Genomic DNA, 18,206 nt, shown 5'->3' on the forward strand with positions numbered 1-18,206 from the left:
ATGGGCAAGACATACGAAAAGGCACCTGCGTTGTGCCGGCGATTGGTCGGCGAACTGTTGACCCAATTTCACCAACCGCTGGCCGACTTCAAAACGGTCATCGACATCCTGTTGGTACGTGCTTCGCGGGATGCCGACGGGCAACCGATCGGACCGGCACTGCAGGGCAGGAGCGGCTATCCGGCCGCGGCTTCGGTCAGCGTCACGAAGTTGAAAGACCGAGTGATGGGACGTGGCGACGCCGAGATCCTGATCGATGGCGACCGATACACGAATTGGACCGAGAAGACGCTGCGGGCAATCTTGGACCACGAACTGGAACACTTGGAGTTCACCGGCAACGTAGACGACTTGGGGCGACCGAAGTTTCGATTGCGTCCGCACGATGTCGAGTTTGGTTGGTTCGATTCGATCGCACGACGTCACGGAGATGACTCGGGCGAAGTGCTGCAAGCGAAACGGTTCTTCGGTGCTCAACCGATCCGCCAGCTGTATTTGCCGGGCTGGGAAGATGGCCCGCCGGCGGTTGATCCTGATGCGATCAAGCCATCGCTATCGCGGACCAAGGCCGCGGCGCACTTTCGCGACCTGTTTGATGAAGTCGACCCCAAGACGTTGATGTATGCGGCGGTCCCTTATGAGTCAGGCGGCGAAACGTCGATCGTCGAAGCATGGGTCGACAAGACAGACCGGGCCGTGATCTTCACCGCCGGCAAAGTCATCGACATCACGCCGCACCTGCAACTGTCGGCTCGTTGGGCCAAACGGGAAGGCGGGAACGATGGCCGTTAGCGTGACCCAGTATGGATTGGGATTCGAATCGATCGACGCCGAGACCGTCGCCGGGCAGAAGGCGCGTCGGGCGTGGCGCCGTCTGATCGCACGCGCGGCGGCGTCGATCGGTTTGGACCGATCCCAAGCTGAGTTCGTCATGCTTCGACGCTTGGCCCGGTTGCGCCACCACGAAGGCCCAGTGACCGCGTTGGCGCCGCGTCATGGTGCCAGCCGAGCCCGTTCGGCGTTTCGTCGCCTTGAATCACTGGGGCTGGTCGATCGCACCGTCACCGTCGCACCAGGCGGGCGTGGCCGGATCTCTCGCACCGTGATCGATCCCGGCGCCGTGGTCCGATGGTCTGACCTGACCAGCGAACGGGATGCTGTTTGCCAGTTGATGAACCGAAAGCCATCCAGTGGCCCCAATGCCCGAACGCTTGCCAACCCAACGGCGCAACCAACGGCGCATCCAACGGCGCATCCAACGGCGCATCCAACGGCGCATCCAACGGCGCATCCAACGGCGCAACCACCGGCGCATCCAACGGCGCAACCACCGGCGCCATGCCGTACCTCTTTATCCATGGATACTAAGGATTACATGGTCCATGGTTCCGGAGGCGACGAGGGACGTGGACACGCGGACCAGAAAAATGTGATTGGCAAAGCGAAGCCATCGATCATTGCAGGCCCAGCGAATGCCCAATCGATCGTGACACCTGTGATCGTGACCAGCGACCAGGCATCGACCATCGCGGCGTCGATCTTCGAACGGTTGAACTATCACGGGGCCGAGGGGCAAACGTTGTGGAAGGCAGCTGCGGCCCAACACGCCGGCATCATCAGCGAGGCGGCGGTCAGTTCGGCCGTGATGGGCTGCCAGGCGTGTCGTCCGCGTAATCCGCCGGCCTACTTCCGAACGACGTTGGCGAACGTCCTGGGCGTGTCCAAGGGCGACCTGTCCAAAATTCTAAGCCGTGTTCGAATCGGGCCTCATTTACCAGGCGGTCCACCACGTCAGATCCAGCCGGCCAAGCGATCGGTACCGGTCAGACGCAACCCCAACAACGATGGCGTGATGAACGATCGCCGAAACGATGTCGCCAACCAACTGGCCGCGATCATGCGAGCCGAAACCCGCTAACGGATTGGTCGCCGGCGTTGGCGACCGATCATTTTCAATCCGTCTAAATTGGACAAACCAAAGGAATCGAAGATGACATTCGAAATGGAAATCAAACAACTGCCAGCAATCTCGAAGGACGAACGAGCCGAGTTCCACTCGTTCTTTGAGACGGTGCTTGGAGACATCGATGCGTTGGCGTCGAATCCGTCGGGCGTTGATAAGTTGATCGCAACTTTCGCACGGAATCCCGCACTGCCACAGGAAGCTCGCGATCGGTACGCGAAACTTGCCGCCGATCGGACAGAGGCGAGAAACACGAAGGTCGCCTTGCTGAAAAGCGTGGTCCAGAAGATCACGCCACTGATTGATGCGTGCGTCCCGGCCAACGATGGCACGAAGCCGAATGGGGCGTTTTGCCAGGAAACGACGAATTCCCAAGCGAGTCCCGACGCGGATCCCCAGGCGACGTCCGAGCGTACGAAGGAGGAAGTCTACGACGAGCAAATCAGTCCGTTGATGTGTCAGATCATTGAGATCTGCAAGGAACACAAAATCGCCAACCTGCTGACGTTCTCGTTGGACCGCGATGCGGACCTGGCGTGCACGACGGCGATGTTGACGGACGAGTTTGAACCGCCCGCCGAGTTTCTAAAAGCGTTGGATGTGGTTCGTCCACCCACGCCAAAGCCGTTGATGATGACCCTCGACAAGGGTGACGGCAGCAAGGAGTTCGTGGCGGTTCTGTAGCGTCATCGGGCGATCGGCCTGCAGTCCGGCGTCATTCCCCAAGCAAGAGTTCACCATGCCACGAAACATCAGCTTTGCTCTGACGACCCAGCAGATCCGTGACAAAACCAAAACGGTCACGCGTCGAAAGGGATGGAAATTCTTGAAGCCTGGCGACATCCTGAACGGATGCGTCAAGTGTATGGGATTGAGGCCAGGCGAGAAGATCGAACGTCTAGGGCAGATCTACGTCACCGACGTTCGACGCGAGCCGCTGAACTTGATCCAGGACGGAGCGGCCAAAGAAGGGTTCCCCGAAATGTCTGCAGATTAGTTTTGCGTCATGTTCTGCGAGCACATGGGAGGGCGCCCCGACCAACCGACACGACTCGTGTCCTCAGTGGTCAGCATCAGCCGTAGTACTGACGAGTCCGAGTTTGTTACTGGAAGCAGTGGCGTCAGTCGAAGACTCGACTGACGAAACTGATTTTATTGGGCGTCTCGTACCGTGTCGCTCGTGGCTTTGCGATGAGCGGCAAGGGGGCCTGGCGTCTTTCCATGACGTCAGGCGTCCAGCGAGCTTGTCCATCGAAGTACTTACAGCCGAGGGCTTGTTTAGCCTTGAAGAGCGTTGGAGGTCGCTTGCATCCTTGCGACGAAACGCCTAGTGCGGACCCGCATGCTAGGTGTTGTGGGAGGGGTCCGCAGAAATGCGGCCCCTATCCCGATTGCGATGGTCACCCGCTTGATCAAGTACGCGCAAGTGAGTCCAGTTTTTTTGACCAACGCAAATAGAATAGCAAGTATGGATCAACAATATCCAAGACATTCTCGTCGGAATCCCACTCCACGACGCGTTGTTCTGGATACATATCCACTGCGATTCTCGCAATTTGACTGCATGCTTGGTAAAGACTTGAGTTGAACGGCGTGCCTCCGGCACATGCGACTTTGACGCGTTCGGATAGGACGTGTTGATTCAGTGAGAGCGCTGGCGGGTCTGCGGCCATCGCCAAGAGCACGGTTCGGTAAACATCGCCGGATGATCCATCGCTAAGGCAATATTCCTTTCGTTCTGTCCCGCGAGTATTAGGCCCTTTGTGGCACTTGGCGACTAAAGAACTGAAGTCTGTACGTGTTGAAGTCTCCTCGAGAATTTCGTCGCGAACCGTTTGGTCCAGAGTCAAGGTTTTGTGCTCGCCTTGGAAGTCGCGAATGTTCATGGTGAAGCAGACTTGTAAGCAGAGAGCCTGCATCAACTGCGGAGATCCGGACGCTTCAGTTGCGAAGAAGTTCAGCGACGCAGGGTCGAGCGTTACGTTAAGTAGCGGAAACCCAATGTCACCAATAGCCACAAGATGTGGAATATCCCAATAGTCCGAGTCAATCGCACGTATTCGCCCCCGCAGCTCAGGATTACCTCGAACAACGTCGTCAGATCGATGCGGAACGGACGCGGTGCAAATCTTGACTTGCAGACGCGCCGCCTCCTTTATTTCACGCGCGACTTGAGATTGAATTTCTCTCGGCATGTAGTGAAAATCATCGACAAGCAGCACGAAATCGCTTCCAGCAATCTCGGACGCGACTTGCTGAAGCCCGCCACGTACGTTACTCGTAGATTTTCCTGTTGTCTTTGACGCGTTGCCTTTGAGTTCCGTTGACGCCTCTCCCTGGGCGACAAGCGGGATACCTGCCTTTCCTCCGGCGCTCGCGGAGATGGATCCGCCAAAACTAGCTGACGCCTGTTCGGATGATTCGGCGGGAATTCCGATCCAGTTCAGCACACGGTCCCAAAGCATTGCGCCACTTTCAAGACCGGCGCCTGTGATAACGATCAACTCGTCTTCACCAACAACACGTTGAATGAGTACGGTCTTTCCCGATTTCGACGGCCCCGAAAGAGAGACAATCTCACCTGGTGTTGCGAGCGCATCACGCAGGCGGTTCTCAAGACGCTCGTCGTCACGCGCGATGTAAGTTTGGATTGGATAGTCACTTGGCGTGAAGACATCCGTTGCGCGTATCGTTGTCATAATTCTCTTTAGTCGGATAACGAATTGCGATCTATCCTTCGGCCAGGCGTGAAAGACCCAAGTGTTGCATTTTGGGGTTGCCGCCTGGCTGACGGATAGATCGTGCGTTGAACTTTGTCGCCGCACTGGGGGCAGCGCAGCGGACGTAGGCCGAGACGACCGGCCCGTCAGAATGAGTCTACCAGATACGACTGGGGGTAGCCGAGATCGCCCGTAAATCCTGCCAGCGGCAACTGAACCATGGCGATTGGCTCCCGCTCGATTCCCTCTGCACTTTCTACCTGGGTTTCCACGTACCAATCGTAAAAATCGGTACCGTAGCTGGCCGTCCAGAGACGACGATGCGACTCCCTTTGCCGGTCGGCGTACCACCCCGGGCAGCGATCGTCCTCTCGCCAGAAGATCTCTGCCCATGAAGGCTTCGGCGTATCTTGGACCAGTTCTATCCGGTCGCTGCCGCAGTGCTCGCGGCAACGATCTTGGTAGTCGCCTCGGCGATTGTTGCTCCATCCACCTAGGTAGCGAGTCTTCGTTAGCTGGTCCGGCTGAATGTGAAGGCACCAGCGGCGCACGAATTCGCTGGAGCTCATCGTCACTGACGCTTGACAAGCAAGCGTAAAGCGATCACATGGTTACGTGTCTCGATCGCCCACGATAAAGGAGTGCTTTGGTATCTCATTCTTGGCAAATTCCAAAATTGAAATGAAGGAAGAATGCATATCGCTCGCAAATGCGTCGACAGAATCCCGACGAACGATAGAGATGCAATTCAGGAGATTGTGCATTACAGGGTTGCGCCAAATCAGAATCCCAGAGTCAACCGTCGAGACAACCATCTCTCCGGCGTCATTGAGAAATGCTTCGACAAGGGGCGCGTCAATCACAATCACCGGAAACGCGACCAATGCGTAACGCTCCCCCATCGACGTGTGCCTGTCAGCGTCAGCAAGCATCGCACCGGCGGCTTTAGAAACAGACATCGCGGCACTGTACGCAACATCCTGGCCGGTTGTAAACGCTTGTGTGACGCTATACGCAGTACGTTCCGGAACCTGGAACGCCGGAAGGTTCTGCATGGATTTGTTGTGAGCCATGCTATTCAGAAAACTCTTGGCGAGCTTTGAATAGCCACGTTGTGCGACGCGTGCAGGGTCAGCGATACGGCTGGGATTAGTGAAGAGAATCCAGGGCTTCCCAGGGGTGGACTTGCATTCAATTGCGAGCGACACGCGAAGGAACATCTCGCCAAACGTGGCCTGGACCGACGCCCGTAGATCCAGCTCTCGTGAATCTCCCGTTACGGGGTCCTCAAAGTAGTCGGATTGGATCACATTAAATCCAGCTCGGTCGAAAGACCGTGACGCAAACATCTCCAGCGGGTAGCCCTGAGACGAAAGCCATTCGTGAATCTTTGTTTCCATGTTTGAGTGCGTGTGACTCATCTTAGTTCACGTAACTTGTTTCGCACCCATTACAGCGGGTGATGACAGGGTTTTTTTGGCTTATTATCACCGGTTGGTGCCGATGGGCTTCACGGCCGAGACCTTACTATGGCCGTTCCAGACGGGGGATGCAATCGCGGTACGATAGCATTTGGGTAAGTCGACTCGTTTCGTGCATTCTCCGAAGTTTTGTGGGCCACACGGTTGCGGCACCGCCGGGGTTGCCGGCTGTCTTGCCGGATTCCATCAAATTGAACATGCCGCTGTTGACCGGCACACTTCCGACACGGTTTTGATCCAGGTACGAGAGACTGCCGACCAGCTGCACGGCCACGTTGCCGGCATCGATCTTGTCCAAGGACGGGGATAGCCATTCGGGATCGGCAATCACCATGTCGTGGTCCCGTCAACCGAAGTACTTCACGCCGGCGGGAGTGTCCCGTAGTGCCCGGTTTGAGATCGCCTCCTTTTGCCACAACCAGTGTTTGGCCCGCTGGCCACAGCTTACGCTCGAGCCCGGGATTTCGGGTTCGTCGTCGTCGAAAACGAGTTCATAGCAGCGGAGGCGATCGGCCAGAGGCCCGACGGTGGGCAGCCATTCGAAATAGGTTCGCTGCACTCGTTCGTATCACATCGGGTTGAAGTGGAACGCGACCAACGACACCTGGTCGGCGCGATCGAACGGCGGGGTTGGCCGGGGACGAGCGAAAGATCAACCACTTCAAACGAACGCCTTCGAGGCCTCCGAGCCCAACCCATTGGTCATCCCAATTCGTCCGATGGTCTGGAGCTATTCACGTTTCATCAAAGCGTATCCGCACTTTGAGTCGCTTGAATACGGAAATCTTGTGGGCCGATCTTCCCCAGCCTTGCCCTGCAGATGCTCGATCTTATCACCTACCCATCGGATGATCCCAAGACTGACACTGTCGGACGCGTCTGCAGTATCGACATACTCGTCGAATGTAGAATGATTCCCGTCTGTGGAGATCACTAAGCGTCCAGCTGCAAACGGCCGGTCACCCATGAATTTGGTGAAACGGTCTCCTTCGACGACAAGTCGAGCCTTCATTCGCCGAGCGATGAAAAAAGGAGCCTTTCCGCCATTCTGGCCAAACGACACGACTCTCCACTTCCCATGAAGGTCCGCCAACGTGATCGCGCGTGGTTCGCGATTCGCTGTCGCCTTTTTCGCTTTTCCTCGTATTACCTGCCAATAGATAAGCAGGGCGCAAAAAGCAGCGCCCATTACGTATGAAACAATCGATGGACCTTCATCCATAGAAGCTATTTCTCCTTCAATTCTCGATGTAATAGTCCGCAATGGGATAACGGTGGCCATCAGCGGGTGGCGACGAGCGATTCAACCATCCTCAAGCAGCCTGACACGCCACTCCGTTGCACAGGATGGTTATCAAACTTACAACGCTGCGCTTCGGGGTGGCCGGGAAGGAACGCTTGCCCGCCCTCGTCACTCCCCCTAGTTTGCCGCAATCCGCCCCGCTCATGGGTGGAGAGTGGGTGTTGTTCCTGGAGATCCGGTATTGTCAGCTTCATTACGGCGGTCTGAGAACACCGAGCGACTTGACGATGTACCCCATGTCTCTTGGTTGTGCTTAGAGGAGAGCCCAGGGGCAATTGTCAGCCATCGCCAATCTCCCTTGTGGACGGAACGCGAGATCATTGCAATTTGACCGGCGTGGTAGCACACATGAGTTAGAGAGCGCCATACGGCGTCGGCGATGGAGTGAGGTTCCCCGCGAATCAATACGATCTGGCGCGGGTCAACGTCGTTGAGTAGATCGAGCGAAGTGCGCAGGCATTGCCATCCGGCATCGAAGTAAGACATCAGTGAATCACGATCACCATCCCAGTCCGTGAATTCAGCGTCACGATTACGGTCGGGCTTTTCCCCGTCCGTAGCAAGAAAGTCGGTCCAGCGACTCTGCAAATTACCACCAAGGTGCCGTAGAATCACCCCGACTGAGTTTAAACCCGGCGATGGTGGTTGGAACAATTCCTGATCGGTGAGTTGCTCAACGCATGCGTCGATCATTCGCCGATATGACGCGACAGTCGCACTCGCGGATTCGAGCCAAGGGTCAGGATTGGTATCAGTCATATGTCAGTCGGGTAACGGTACCCGTCACCGGGCCGGGAAAGTTGATCGTCCATTTGCGAAACCGCGCAAGCCCGGCTCCGGTGCACGGGATGGTTACCCGCCGTCTCGGGTCGTCGGGTTCGTTGTGTCGCTTTCACGCAGTGCATCGGTGAAATCGTCAAGAGGAAAGTCGTCGAACAGCTCTGGTTCGGTCTCGCTCAGTTCTTCAATTTTGGTGGCCATCGTGTTCGGATCGACAAATCGAACATAGATCGCCATGTACGAATCCTCGTCGTCGTCGTCACTGAGTTGGATCGTAAACCCAGCGTCGTCCATGCGCCAGATACCCATCGTTGGATCGTCAGCAAAAGTCGGTTGTTCGTGTTTGCCGAATCGCGTATTGATTGCAGAGCGAAGTACCTCAAAAGACTGCGACCGATCGTAATGAACCATCGCACCGTAGCAAGCACCGTCTTTGTAGTCGAGAACGACCTGTCGTGGAGACCAGTATGCGTTTGCGGAAGTCAAGAGCATCGGAATGGCGTCGGTCGGTGAGGAACCGAGAACCGCTTCGTTGAAAAGTTGGACACGCGTTTCAGATGAAGGGTTGTTCGTGGCCATTGGGTCCGAGTCCCCGCAGCCTAGCGTGAGCGAAAGAACAATGAGGGCGAGAAGACGATTCATGGATCTCAGTCGGGTAACGTCACGCGTCACCGGGAACGCGAGGAAATGTCTCTAGCAGGGAAATCGCTTGGATCACGTTCTCCGGTGCACGCGATGGTTCCCCGCCGATGTCGTTTCACGGAGTGGGCGGCGAACGGTCAGGGCCGTAATAGTCTAAGCGCAATCCGAGGCTCAGGGACGCAAGATTCGCAAGCAACGTCGGCGGCATTTCAAAATCGCAACAGCGATCAGCGAATAGTCCGATGAAGATCTCGGCACGGCCACCCGTATCCGCTAGCTCCGTCAGTAAAGCACGCGAGCTATCAAGTCGTTCAAAGACCATGCTCAGAAATTCAGCTACGTCGCCATCAGCCGGTGTTTGAAGTTTAACACTCCAATGTGTGCGATCGTAAAATCCTTCACGCGGCGTTCGCTTTGGGTCACCAATACGGCAAATACGGTCGGGTTTGATTGGCATGCCGCGAGTGATTGCATCAGGGTCAACCGTGGGATGGTCGATGTACAGGGATGCAACGTAGCGGTAGTCGTTTAGGCCCGTTGTCACACGAGTCAAATCAGGCGATTCCGAGAGTTAGAGATTTTCAGTCGGGGAACTTGTTTCGCACCCATTACAGCGGGTGATGACAGGGTTTTTTGGCTTATTATCACCGGTTGGTGCCGATGGGCTTCACGGCCGGGACCTTACTATGGCCGGTCCAGACGGGGGATGCAATCGCGATACGATAGCATTTGGGTAAGTCGACCCGTTTCGTGCATTTTCCGAAGTTTTGTGGGCCGGACGGTTGCAGCACCGCCGGGGTTGCCGGCGGTCTTGCCGGATTCCATTAAATTGAACATGCCGCTGTTGACCGACACACTTCCGACACGGTTTTGATCCAGGTACGAGAGACTGCCGACCAGCTGCACGGCGACGCTGCCGGCATCGATCTTGGCCACCGACCTGGTTAGCCAGTCCGGATCGGCGATCACCATGTCGTGGTCCCGTCAACCGAAGTACTTCACGCCGGCGGGCGTGTCCCGCAGTGTGACGCTGTTCGTTGAAGGCATCGGGGCGAACAGCGGTTCGGCGGCCAGGCAACCGCCACCGTCCAACAGATGCTTGTCGTGTCGGCATGGTCCGGACGGTTGCAGATCGCAGCCGTGGCCGGAGCGACACTTGACCCAGTGGCCACATCGATTGGTCGCACAGATCGGCCGAGTTTGTGACAAGTGGATCGCCGATGGTCGGCATACGGGGCAGCGGCCCGATGCGCTCGAGATCGTTCGCCGGCAACGGATGCAAGAGAAGTCGGTCACGGGTGCGGGATCCCGGTTAGAGTTTCGGCGGCGATCGTCAGCGAAATGCCGGCTGTACTGTGAGTCTCTTTCGTTCCATCGCCGATCATTCTCCACACGCCAGGTGACACTTCGACCATGTCGACTGAATACGACGTGACTCGGTCAAACGATACTGGGTCGATGACATCCGCTGACCCGAACGATACCGTTGGTGGTGCACCCGACCATCGCGGAACTGTCTTCTCGAACCACACGGTCACAGTGCCCAACCCGACCCCATCGTAGTTCGCGACTAAGTTCGCCTTTCCGGTGTCTGTCCGGTAGGGCAGCGTCACCGGGTAGTCAGGCCCCTGCAGAATTTGCATCTGCAACAATGCCCGCACCTTCCAGAGGCACGGGTCATCAGTCGCCATGACTGTCGCACCTGCACTGTAACCGATGCCCGTCGGGTAAAGAAACGTGTCATCTGCGACCCTATCAAAGACGGGTGACGGCCCAGGCTCGAAGTTGAATGCGTGATACGATTCAACGTAGGACATATCTTCGTGGTTGGGGGGCACGGGTCCGTAGATCTCGCTCGGCCACACGGGCTGCTGGGCTCTAGTCCAGCTGGAAGCACATTCTTGGAATAGCCTTTGATGCGGCGTCGTGCTGCTAAATGTGAAGCCCGTGATTCCTATTGAACTCTCAGCCCACCTCGGCGTCGCGTAGCTGGGCCAGGTGACGGGGCATACGGTGGGGCTGTCGCAGGTCGGGTTCTTGCCGGCCTGGGGATCGCAATAGTATTCCTCTTCGTCGCCGGCGATCGCTTCGACCAGCGTTTTGTACCCGGTGACGTTGACGGATAGGTCGGATTCCGATCCCGACCATCCGGTCACCATTTTGACGCCGACACGCAGCGGCCCAAGTTCGGCCAGGTCGGTGCCGTCGAAACCGATCGGGAACCCGGTCTCGATATGCCATGGTTCCGTTCCGCCGATGTCTTCGATGCGACGTTCAAAAGTGCCCGACACCGCACGCATCACGATCCGGTCGAATACCAAGCGTTGGCCGTCGGGATAGGTGACACCGGTTTCCAGGTCGCTGATTGTGTCCCGTGCCCAGTACCCGACGGTGGGCACGTAGGTGATCGATTGGGCATCGTAATCGAACGCAAACTCTTTGAGTTTGTGCGTCCACGTCATCACCGGCGTATCGGTGGCATCGATCAGTTGGAACGCAAGTTCATAAACGGCGGGGACCTGGCCGTCGAACGTGACATCGATCTCGATCGCATAGTCGCCGGCGGCGGGAAGTACTTTGCCGACGACCCGGTAGCCGCCGATCGTCGAAACGCCCTCGGCCTCGCTGTCCAGGACATTGGCGATCGCGAACAGTTCGCAACCCTGGCAGCATCGTGATGCTCGATCGCCCATGGTGGTTTACTCGCAGAACCAGGAAACGATGGTCCATTTCAGATCGGGCCGTTGACCGATCACGATGTCTTCGCCGATCGGCATCGCTTCGTTGGATTTGTTGAACACGTCCACCACTTCGCCGGTGCTGATCAGATCCTCGGTGTTGGCGTTGACCTCGATCGAGTCCACAATCTCGGCCTGGAACGTGGTGCAGCGTCGTTTGCGGGGTTCGCCACCACCGGCCGGTGTGACGACCGAGGCGGGCGTGGTCGTCTTGCTGACCGCATCGACGATCCGGGTGTAGGGTGCGAGCGATGGGTTGGGTGAATTGCGTCTGGTCATGATGGATCCGCCAACAATCGAATGATGTCCACCGTCGTGCCGGCGGCCGTGATGGTCAGCCGCGCGGCGTCCGGCAGCTGGTTGTCTTGGGCGATTGGGGCGTCAATTTTGATCTGCAGCACCGTGCTGCTGGTTTGCTGGCCATCGACACCGGCGATCACGTCACCCACCCACACGCCATCGATCAGGCGGGACGTGGTCAGTTCGACCCGCTTGGTACCCGTCACCTGCGACTTGGCGGCCAGGATGCACAACGCACGCAGGACCTCGGTCGGATCGCGCAAGACGCCACCGTCGGAGGTTAGCTTATCGCCGGCGGAATCGAGACCAACAACGGTGGCGGCGGCGATGTGCACGTGCGTCGTCGATGGATGTTCGACCCGGATCACGCGGCGTCGGACGATGTCCAGGTCGCCCAGGTCGGCGTCGGTCGGCATCGCGTAGAACGGACGACGATCGCCCATGATGGCAGTGGTGACGATGATGTCCGAATACCCGTATCCGCCGAAAGACGCCTGCCGGACGTCGGCAGGGTTGCCCACGAAGCCAGGTCCGGCGATCGCGTGGGGCGGGCCGCCGGCAATGGACAAGCGGAACCCGGCGCCTTCCCGGTTGTCGGGGTCGCCGGACACGGTGTGGTTGATGCCGGCGGACTTGGCGGCCGAGCCGCTGGACAGGACGCCAAGCTTTTCGAGAGGTTCGAAGGTGGCGTCCGGACGCTGGATCATGAACTCGATCGACCGAAACCGTTTCCCCGCCGATTCATCGACGGTCGTCGGGTCGCCTTCGTAGTCGACGCCTTCGTAAAGGTGCAGCGATTCGAGCAGCTGGATCGTGCGGACGTTGGGCTGGTGATCGGTTTTCGTGCCTTCGGAGTCTTCGTCCTGGATGAACACACGGTCGCTGGTGTCGGCGTTGCCGTCCCAATCATCGGGCAGTTTCAGGGACCGAAAGACATCGTTGTAGGTTGACTTTTCGCGGACGCGTTCGTTGGCGGTCCGCTGTTCGTACTGTTTCAGGTCCGTCCATCCGGATTCTAGCCGTGCACCGTCGCTGTATGCGTCTTCGTCGGTCGATTCCCATCCCTTTTCGAGGTCGTCATAGGTCAACGTGCAGATGCCGATCTCGCGGGGGCCCTCGACAATGATCTGGTTGACGAGGGACGCGGCATCGGATGTGACATCGATGATGGTCAGCGGATCGGCCGCACCGGTGATGGTGTGGGTGCGTGGATTGGCGGGCAGGTTGCCAACGCCCTGCAGATCGATTGCCACGTCGGTGCGTGTGACGGGGGTGATCTGCAAGTCGGTGATGGTTGGGGTTTCGCCGCTGCCGATCGTGGGGCGAATGGTCCAGCCTAGCAATCGATCGGCCGACAATACTTCGGATAGCAGATCGAAGACGGTCCGGTTGTCGGTTTCGATGCGTGGGGCGTCCCAATCGGGGACGGCGGTCAGGGAGCCGACGGACCACGGCAGCAGGGTCCCATCACCGTTGGGTTGGGGCAGATGGTAGGCGGCCAGGTGCCCGACGATGTCGCGGCTGGACCATGTATCGACATCGTCGCTGCGGACCGGGGCGAATGTGTCGGCATCGCCCAGGGTGCTGCGATTGCCGGCCAGGGTGTCGTTGAAGATCGATCCGGTTGGGAATCGTTTGGGATCGTTGGCGGTGTCCGGGGCGCCGCCTTCGCCAGGCGTGATGCCACCGTCGACGATCGACGATCGAACCAGCGACAATTGCAACGCCCGTTCCAGGCCAAAGCAGGGGATCGTTTGGGTGCCGGCGGCGGGGATGCCATCGCGGGCACCGCGGATGGGTGTGGTGACGGGTGGATCGGATGAACCGAGCCACCATCGGCTGTGGGGCGTTCCGTCGATGACGATCCACCAATGGACCAGAACGTAGAACCCCCAGTCGGTGATCACCGGATAATCGACGTACTGGGGTGAACCGGGGATCGAAACGCGTCCGTATTGGTAGTGCAGGGTGGCGGTGGGCAGATCCGGAGCCAGCGAGTCGACGGTTTGGGTGGCGATCAGATCGGGACGCAGGACGAACGGATCCGACCAATTCGATTTGACCCACACGGCCTGCGCGGGCGTCTCGATGATTCGCGGCAATGCGGTCAGGTCGATGTTCATGGGGGAACGCTAGTAGGCCGGTTGGGCGTTGATCGTGATTTTGGCGACGATTCGGCAGGCAGGGTTGTAGATGCGGGCTAGGCCGTGGCGAGACGTCATCACGTAGGGGATCTTGTCCGCCACTTCGATCGCGATGTCCAGGATCGCGAACCGCAATTGATAGGGCGGCATCAGGTATTGGATGTTGCCATCGATCAGCGTGGCGATGTTACCCTCTCGGGCGATCAGGTCCCGTTTGATCAGGTCCAGGTTTGCGGCGTGGTCGTATCGTCGCACGTTGATGACGGACGGCTCGGCGCGTCCGGACAGCAGTTGCAGCCCGACGTGTGGGGACGTCGGCGTGCGATACGCTTTGACCTCTTTGTGCGGCAGGTTGATCACGCCTTGGACGGTATCGAACGTGAATCCGTCGAGTGTGAAATCGCTCATCGGGGGGCCCTCGCGTCGGAAGCGGCAACGGCGGCGCGTTGGATCGCCGATGGATCTTTGGCCGTGGGCCGTGGTCGTGTGTTGTCAGCCGTCACTTGGGCGACTTCGTTCTGTTTGTCCAACCGGTCGCGGACTTCGCGATTGACTCGCAAATTGTCTTCGGCCAGTTGGTTCGCACGTCGTTGCTGTTCCAGGATCTCGCGATTGGTTTGATCACGCTCGGATGCAGGTTCGGATTCGGTGGCCGTGGCGATTTGCGGCGGCGTGATCGCATCGGCCGGGACGATCTGGGACGCGTCTTCGGCGTTGGCTCGTTCCCATTCTTCCGCCTGGGATCTCAATGACTGCATGTCAAACCCAGCAGGGACCTGGTCGACGGATTCGGCGGCAACCGCCGAATCGGGATCCTCGATCAGGGTTCGTTGCCGCGCCTCGCGTTCGCCAAACATATCCATGAAGTCGACGACGTTGGCCAGCACGCCCATTCGCCCCGTCTTGGATGCGGCCTCGTCGATTTCGGTGGTCGCTTGTTGTTGTTTCTCGGGCGTGATCGTCGACGGATCGACGAATTCGCCGGTTTGGGTCTGCAGATAGGTTTGGGTTTCGCCGGGCGTCAGTAGCGGTTGCTCGGCATTGCGTTGGTGATTGTCCAGTCGCGTCGACCCGTAGTTCAGCGCGGCGAACTTGCGGCGTTCTTCCTCGGTGAACGTTTCGTTGGCCATCGCGTCCGAGGCGTCTGATGCCAGGGATCGGTATTGGCCCGTTCCGAACACACCATCCGACACTGCCGATGCGGTGTTGGCGACGCCTTGCATGGCACCTTTCGATTCGGCGACCAGGGCGGAATCGCCGCGTGCATAGCTTTCGGCTCGTACGGTGGAACGTGTCGTCTGGCGATTGGCTTCGCCGACTGATTCGGCCTTTTCCAACTCGATCTCGGCTCGGTTGTCGGCCGCCTGCTTCCGCCGCAGCGCGGCCAAACGTGGGTCGGCATCGGCGATGGCTCGTTTGCGATTGACCGGTGCTGCTTCGGTACCGGAATCGTCGCGGGCCTGGCGGATCACGACGCGCCGTTGTTCGATCGTTTCCAGCGATGTCGCCATCGCGTTGTAGGCTTCGTTGAGTTCCTTTGAATCGCCCAGGAAGTTGCGACGCGATTCCTCGGGCATGTCCATCAGCTGGCGGACGGCTTCTATCAGTCCTTTTCCGGCTAGGGATTCGCGGCCCTCGCTGGTTTCGATCGTGCGTCGATCCAGCTTGGTTTGGTCGAACTCGTTGACGGCGCGCGATGCTCGATCGACCCGCGTTTGGCGATCGGCAATCGTGGATTCGTCGGCGTCGTCGTCCTTTGCCCGTTGCAGCGATGTCTCGGCATCGGATTGACGTTCCTGCAGCGCTCGCAGTTTGCGTTGTTCATCGGCAACGCGTTGATCTTCGGCCTTTGTCTTTTCGGCAAGCATTTCGGGCGTCGTGGCCTCTTCGCCCTGGTCCAGCCCGACCTTGCCGGCGAATGCCGCGATGCGATCCGACGCGGTTTCGCCGGATTTGAATTTGTCGGCCAGAACGGCCAACGTCGCGAGGGTCTCGTCAGCGGTCGCGCCGGTGGGGGCTGCGGATGCGGCTGCCGATGGCAACGCGGATGCGATCTGTTCAAAGTTCAACCGGGACGTCTCGGCCGCGGCCAGGGTGGCGTTGATCGACTCTTCGCCAGTGATCGGGTCGTTTTCGAACAGTTTGGGAATCTGGCCGGCGACGGTCGACTGAGCGTCGATCCCCAGCACTTGCGAGTTCTCGGCGATGAAGTCGGCCGAGTCCAGGAAGTTGGACGAGTCGGCATTGAAGATCAATTCGCGGGACTCTTGCCGCGTGATGCCGTGGGTTGCGGCCAATGAATCGGCTTGCCCGCGACGTTCATCGAATTCGGCCGCGTTGTCGCTGACCTGCAACAGACGCGCGTTACCGTCTTGGGTGCCCTCGAGCGAATTGACCGCGTCCTGCTGGGCCTGTTTCATGCTGTCGATCCGGCTGGTGACCAGACCAACGGCTTTTTGTACCCCCGCCCATCCCAGGGCAAACTGTCTCAGTTGCTGGACCGCTCCGGGTCCGAACGCCTCTTTGCCCTTGTCGCCGACCTTGCCGAGGTCGTCCGATGCGTTGCGGGCTACCTTGGCGGCCTCGTCATCGAATTCGCCCAGTTCGTCGATGATCTCCTGCATCGATCGACGACCGGCCTTTCCGGTCTGTTGCAAGTACTTCTCGATTTGGGCAGCCTGCTTGCGTCCCTCGGGACCCTGTTTGCGGAGCTCCTTCAAGACGACGTTGTAGGACTCGGCACCTTTGTTGGCTGCGGCTTCATTGGCGGCGGCAATCTGGCGTGATGAATCCTGCGACACCTTGGCGGTCGACTTGAACCCCTCCTCCTGCTTTTGCTGCTTCTGTTCGATCTTGTCGAACGTCGCCTCTAGATCACGCGCGTCGCCAGAGATTTCGATCGTCGTATCGGACATGGCGGGATAGGCTCGCTGGATTAGATGCCGGGGGATCGAAAGTCGCCGGGGCTTTCGGCGATGGCGCTAGTCATCGAAGCCAACGCCCCACGCCCACAGGTCGGTCAGTGTTGGGGCGTAACCGTTTTCGCGTCCTGCGTTGATGGATCGGCACCATCGCAGGAAGTCCCACCATCGGCGATCAAGCCCGCCGCTAGCGTGGCAGCTTTTTTTTTGATCCACGCCTCTTTCGTTGCATCGTCTTTCAATGTCGCGATGATCGCGGAGCGGACGGTCTGGTCGTACACGCCACAGATCTCGACCTCGTCGGCCGACACGCGGTAGTTGGCCGTGATGGCAGCAATCGCCAGTTCGTTGATCTCGGGATAGTTGAAATAGACCGGGGCACCTGGTTCGACATCGGCCGTGCGAACGGCAGTCTCGGATGCGTCGATGTACCCGCACAACAGGTTCCACAGTCGACGGTACCGAACGATGACGTCCTTTGGCACCCATTCGCCGCTCTCGTTGCGTCCCAACGTTTGGGGTAGCGCCACGGACCACAGCAACCGCTCGGCCACGTCGGACCACTGGCGAGCGATCGGAACGTGGATCCGCGATCCATCGGCCAGCGTGATGTCTTGGCCATGCAGCAGATTGGATCGCCGCAGCGCCGCCAATTTCGGTGGACGATCCTTGGCATACCCGATCCAGACGCGATCGTCGCCGACGCGTCGGACCCAAGTTTGGTTCTGCGGATCGTACTTGATCGACTTGGTGGTCGACTTGTCGGCCACGATCCAGCCGTGTTTGCCGCTGGGGCTGTTGCCCTCGCGTGCGGGGATCTGCAGGATTGGGCCATCGATCGCGTAGTCGATTCCCGCCTCGGCGACTTCCGCGGGGCCGAAGTGGTTGTCCGGATGTTCGACGAAGTAGAGGAAGTTCACGATTTGGGCGACTCTGGATCAGCTTTGGTCGGGGTGGCTTTGCCGATCACGCCACGAATCGCGTCGGCTTTGTCTTTTCGTTTGCCGTTGTAGATCGCTTCGATTTGCCCGCACGCATCCGGGCCGATCAACGTCGCGGTCTGCTGGGCACCGACAATCCCGACACCGCAGACTCGCGTGATGATCTGGGCGGCTGACGGATCGGCCGGCTTTGCGGGAGCGGGCGATTTCGCGGGCGGATTGTCGGCGGTTTTGTCGGCGGTCGTTTTGGCCATGGGTCTCTGCGTGTTGACG

General features: G+C 58.8%; 20 protein-coding genes. 4 read left to right on the forward strand and 16 right to left on the reverse strand.

Going from position 1 to position 18,206, the window contains the following annotated elements; translation table 11 throughout:
* From K227x_RS29605 to K227x_RS29620, 4 genes are all read left to right on the forward strand, one after another.
* Positions 1–792, forward strand: a complete 792-nt coding sequence (locus tag K227x_RS29605; RefSeq protein ID WP_145176701.1) for a putative metallopeptidase — start codon at positions 1–3, stop codon at positions 790–792.
* On the forward strand, positions 782–1,918 hold the full coding sequence (locus K227x_RS31020) for a PT domain-containing protein (RefSeq protein WP_218933645.1): 1,137 nt from the start codon (positions 782–784) through the stop codon (positions 1,916–1,918). Before K227x_RS29605 ends, K227x_RS31020 begins: the two co-directional genes overlap by 11 nt.
* A gap of 72 nt (positions 1,919–1,990) precedes the next feature.
* Complete coding sequence (locus tag K227x_RS31025; protein WP_218933646.1) at positions 1,991–2,647, forward strand: hypothetical protein; 657 nt, start codon at positions 1,991–1,993, stop codon at positions 2,645–2,647.
* Positions 2,648–2,702: 55 nt separating this feature from the next.
* The gene (locus K227x_RS29620) at positions 2,703–2,960 is read left to right on the forward strand and encodes an ASCH domain-containing protein (RefSeq protein ID WP_145176704.1); all 258 of its coding nucleotides are present in this window, start codon (positions 2,703–2,705) and stop codon (positions 2,958–2,960) included.
* 415 nt (positions 2,961–3,375) lie between these two features.
* Here the strand turns inward: K227x_RS29620 and K227x_RS29630 are convergent, their stop codons facing one another.
* The 16 genes from K227x_RS29630 to K227x_RS29705 form a co-directional block, all read right to left on the reverse strand.
* Entirely contained in the window at positions 3,376–4,662 is a 1,287-nt protein-coding gene (locus tag K227x_RS29630; protein WP_145176707.1) for an ATP-binding protein, read from the reverse strand.
* A 167-nt stretch (positions 4,663–4,829) separates the two neighbouring features.
* Positions 4,830–5,252: a hypothetical protein gene (locus K227x_RS31345; protein WP_246146378.1), complete on the reverse strand. Its 423-nt coding sequence runs from the start codon at positions 5,250–5,252 to the stop codon at positions 4,830–4,832.
* 42 nt (positions 5,253–5,294) lie between these two features.
* Positions 5,295–6,083, reverse strand: coding sequence for a hypothetical protein (locus K227x_RS29640; RefSeq protein ID WP_145176710.1), 789 nt, complete (start codon positions 6,081–6,083; stop codon positions 5,295–5,297).
* A 127-nt stretch (positions 6,084–6,210) separates the two neighbouring features.
* Positions 6,211–6,498, reverse strand: a complete 288-nt coding sequence (locus tag K227x_RS29645; RefSeq protein ID WP_145176713.1) for a hypothetical protein — start codon at positions 6,496–6,498, stop codon at positions 6,211–6,213.
* 396 nt (positions 6,499–6,894) lie between these two features.
* Complete coding sequence (locus K227x_RS31350) at positions 6,895–7,386, reverse strand: hypothetical protein (RefSeq protein WP_246146379.1); 492 nt, start codon at positions 7,384–7,386, stop codon at positions 6,895–6,897.
* Positions 7,387–7,608: 222 nt separating this feature from the next.
* Positions 7,609–8,226 (reverse strand): DUF1572 family protein, encoded by a 618-nt coding sequence (locus K227x_RS29655; protein WP_145176716.1) that lies wholly within the window; start codon positions 8,224–8,226, stop codon positions 7,609–7,611.
* A 93-nt stretch (positions 8,227–8,319) separates the two neighbouring features.
* Complete coding sequence (locus tag K227x_RS31030; RefSeq protein WP_218933647.1) at positions 8,320–8,556, reverse strand: hypothetical protein; 237 nt, start codon at positions 8,554–8,556, stop codon at positions 8,320–8,322.
* A gap of 448 nt (positions 8,557–9,004) precedes the next feature.
* On the reverse strand, positions 9,005–9,433 hold the full coding sequence (locus K227x_RS31680; RefSeq protein ID WP_391540471.1) for a DUF4279 domain-containing protein: 429 nt from the start codon (positions 9,431–9,433) through the stop codon (positions 9,005–9,007).
* A 140-nt stretch (positions 9,434–9,573) separates the two neighbouring features.
* The gene (locus tag K227x_RS29670) at positions 9,574–9,861 is read right to left on the reverse strand and encodes a hypothetical protein (protein ID WP_145176725.1); all 288 of its coding nucleotides are present in this window, start codon (positions 9,859–9,861) and stop codon (positions 9,574–9,576) included.
* A gap of 320 nt (positions 9,862–10,181) precedes the next feature.
* Positions 10,182–11,582: a hypothetical protein gene (locus tag K227x_RS29675; RefSeq protein ID WP_145176727.1), complete on the reverse strand. Its 1,401-nt coding sequence runs from the start codon at positions 11,580–11,582 to the stop codon at positions 10,182–10,184.
* Between the two features lie 6 nt (positions 11,583–11,588).
* Positions 11,589–11,906, reverse strand: coding sequence for a hypothetical protein (locus K227x_RS29680; RefSeq protein WP_145176729.1), 318 nt, complete (start codon positions 11,904–11,906; stop codon positions 11,589–11,591).
* Positions 11,903–14,050 (reverse strand): hypothetical protein, encoded by a 2,148-nt coding sequence (locus tag K227x_RS29685; RefSeq protein ID WP_145176732.1) that lies wholly within the window; start codon positions 14,048–14,050, stop codon positions 11,903–11,905. The genes K227x_RS29680 and K227x_RS29685 overlap by 4 nt, the downstream gene beginning before the upstream one ends.
* Before the next feature lie 9 nt (positions 14,051–14,059).
* A complete protein-coding gene (locus tag K227x_RS29690; RefSeq protein ID WP_145176735.1) occupies positions 14,060–14,479 on the reverse strand; it encodes a hypothetical protein in 420 nt (139 codons plus the stop codon).
* The gene (locus K227x_RS29695; protein ID WP_145176738.1) at positions 14,476–16,986 is read right to left on the reverse strand and encodes a hypothetical protein; all 2,511 of its coding nucleotides are present in this window, start codon (positions 16,984–16,986) and stop codon (positions 14,476–14,478) included. The genes K227x_RS29690 and K227x_RS29695 overlap by 4 nt, the downstream gene beginning before the upstream one ends.
* Positions 16,987–17,090: 104 nt before the next feature.
* Positions 17,091–17,912 carry a hypothetical protein gene (locus K227x_RS29700; RefSeq protein WP_145176741.1) on the reverse strand — a complete coding sequence of 274 codons (822 nt, stop codon included), beginning with the start codon at positions 17,910–17,912 and terminating at the stop codon, positions 17,091–17,093.
* Positions 17,909–18,187: a hypothetical protein gene (locus K227x_RS29705; protein ID WP_145176744.1), complete on the reverse strand. Its 279-nt coding sequence runs from the start codon at positions 18,185–18,187 to the stop codon at positions 17,909–17,911. Before K227x_RS29705 ends, K227x_RS29700 begins: the two co-directional genes overlap by 4 nt.
* Positions 18,188–18,206: the final 19 nt, after the last annotated feature.

The sequence above is a fragment of the Rubripirellula lacrimiformis genome (genome assembly GCF_007741535.1).
GTDB classification, from domain to species: Bacteria; Planctomycetota; Planctomycetia; order Pirellulales; family Pirellulaceae; genus Rubripirellula; species Rubripirellula lacrimiformis.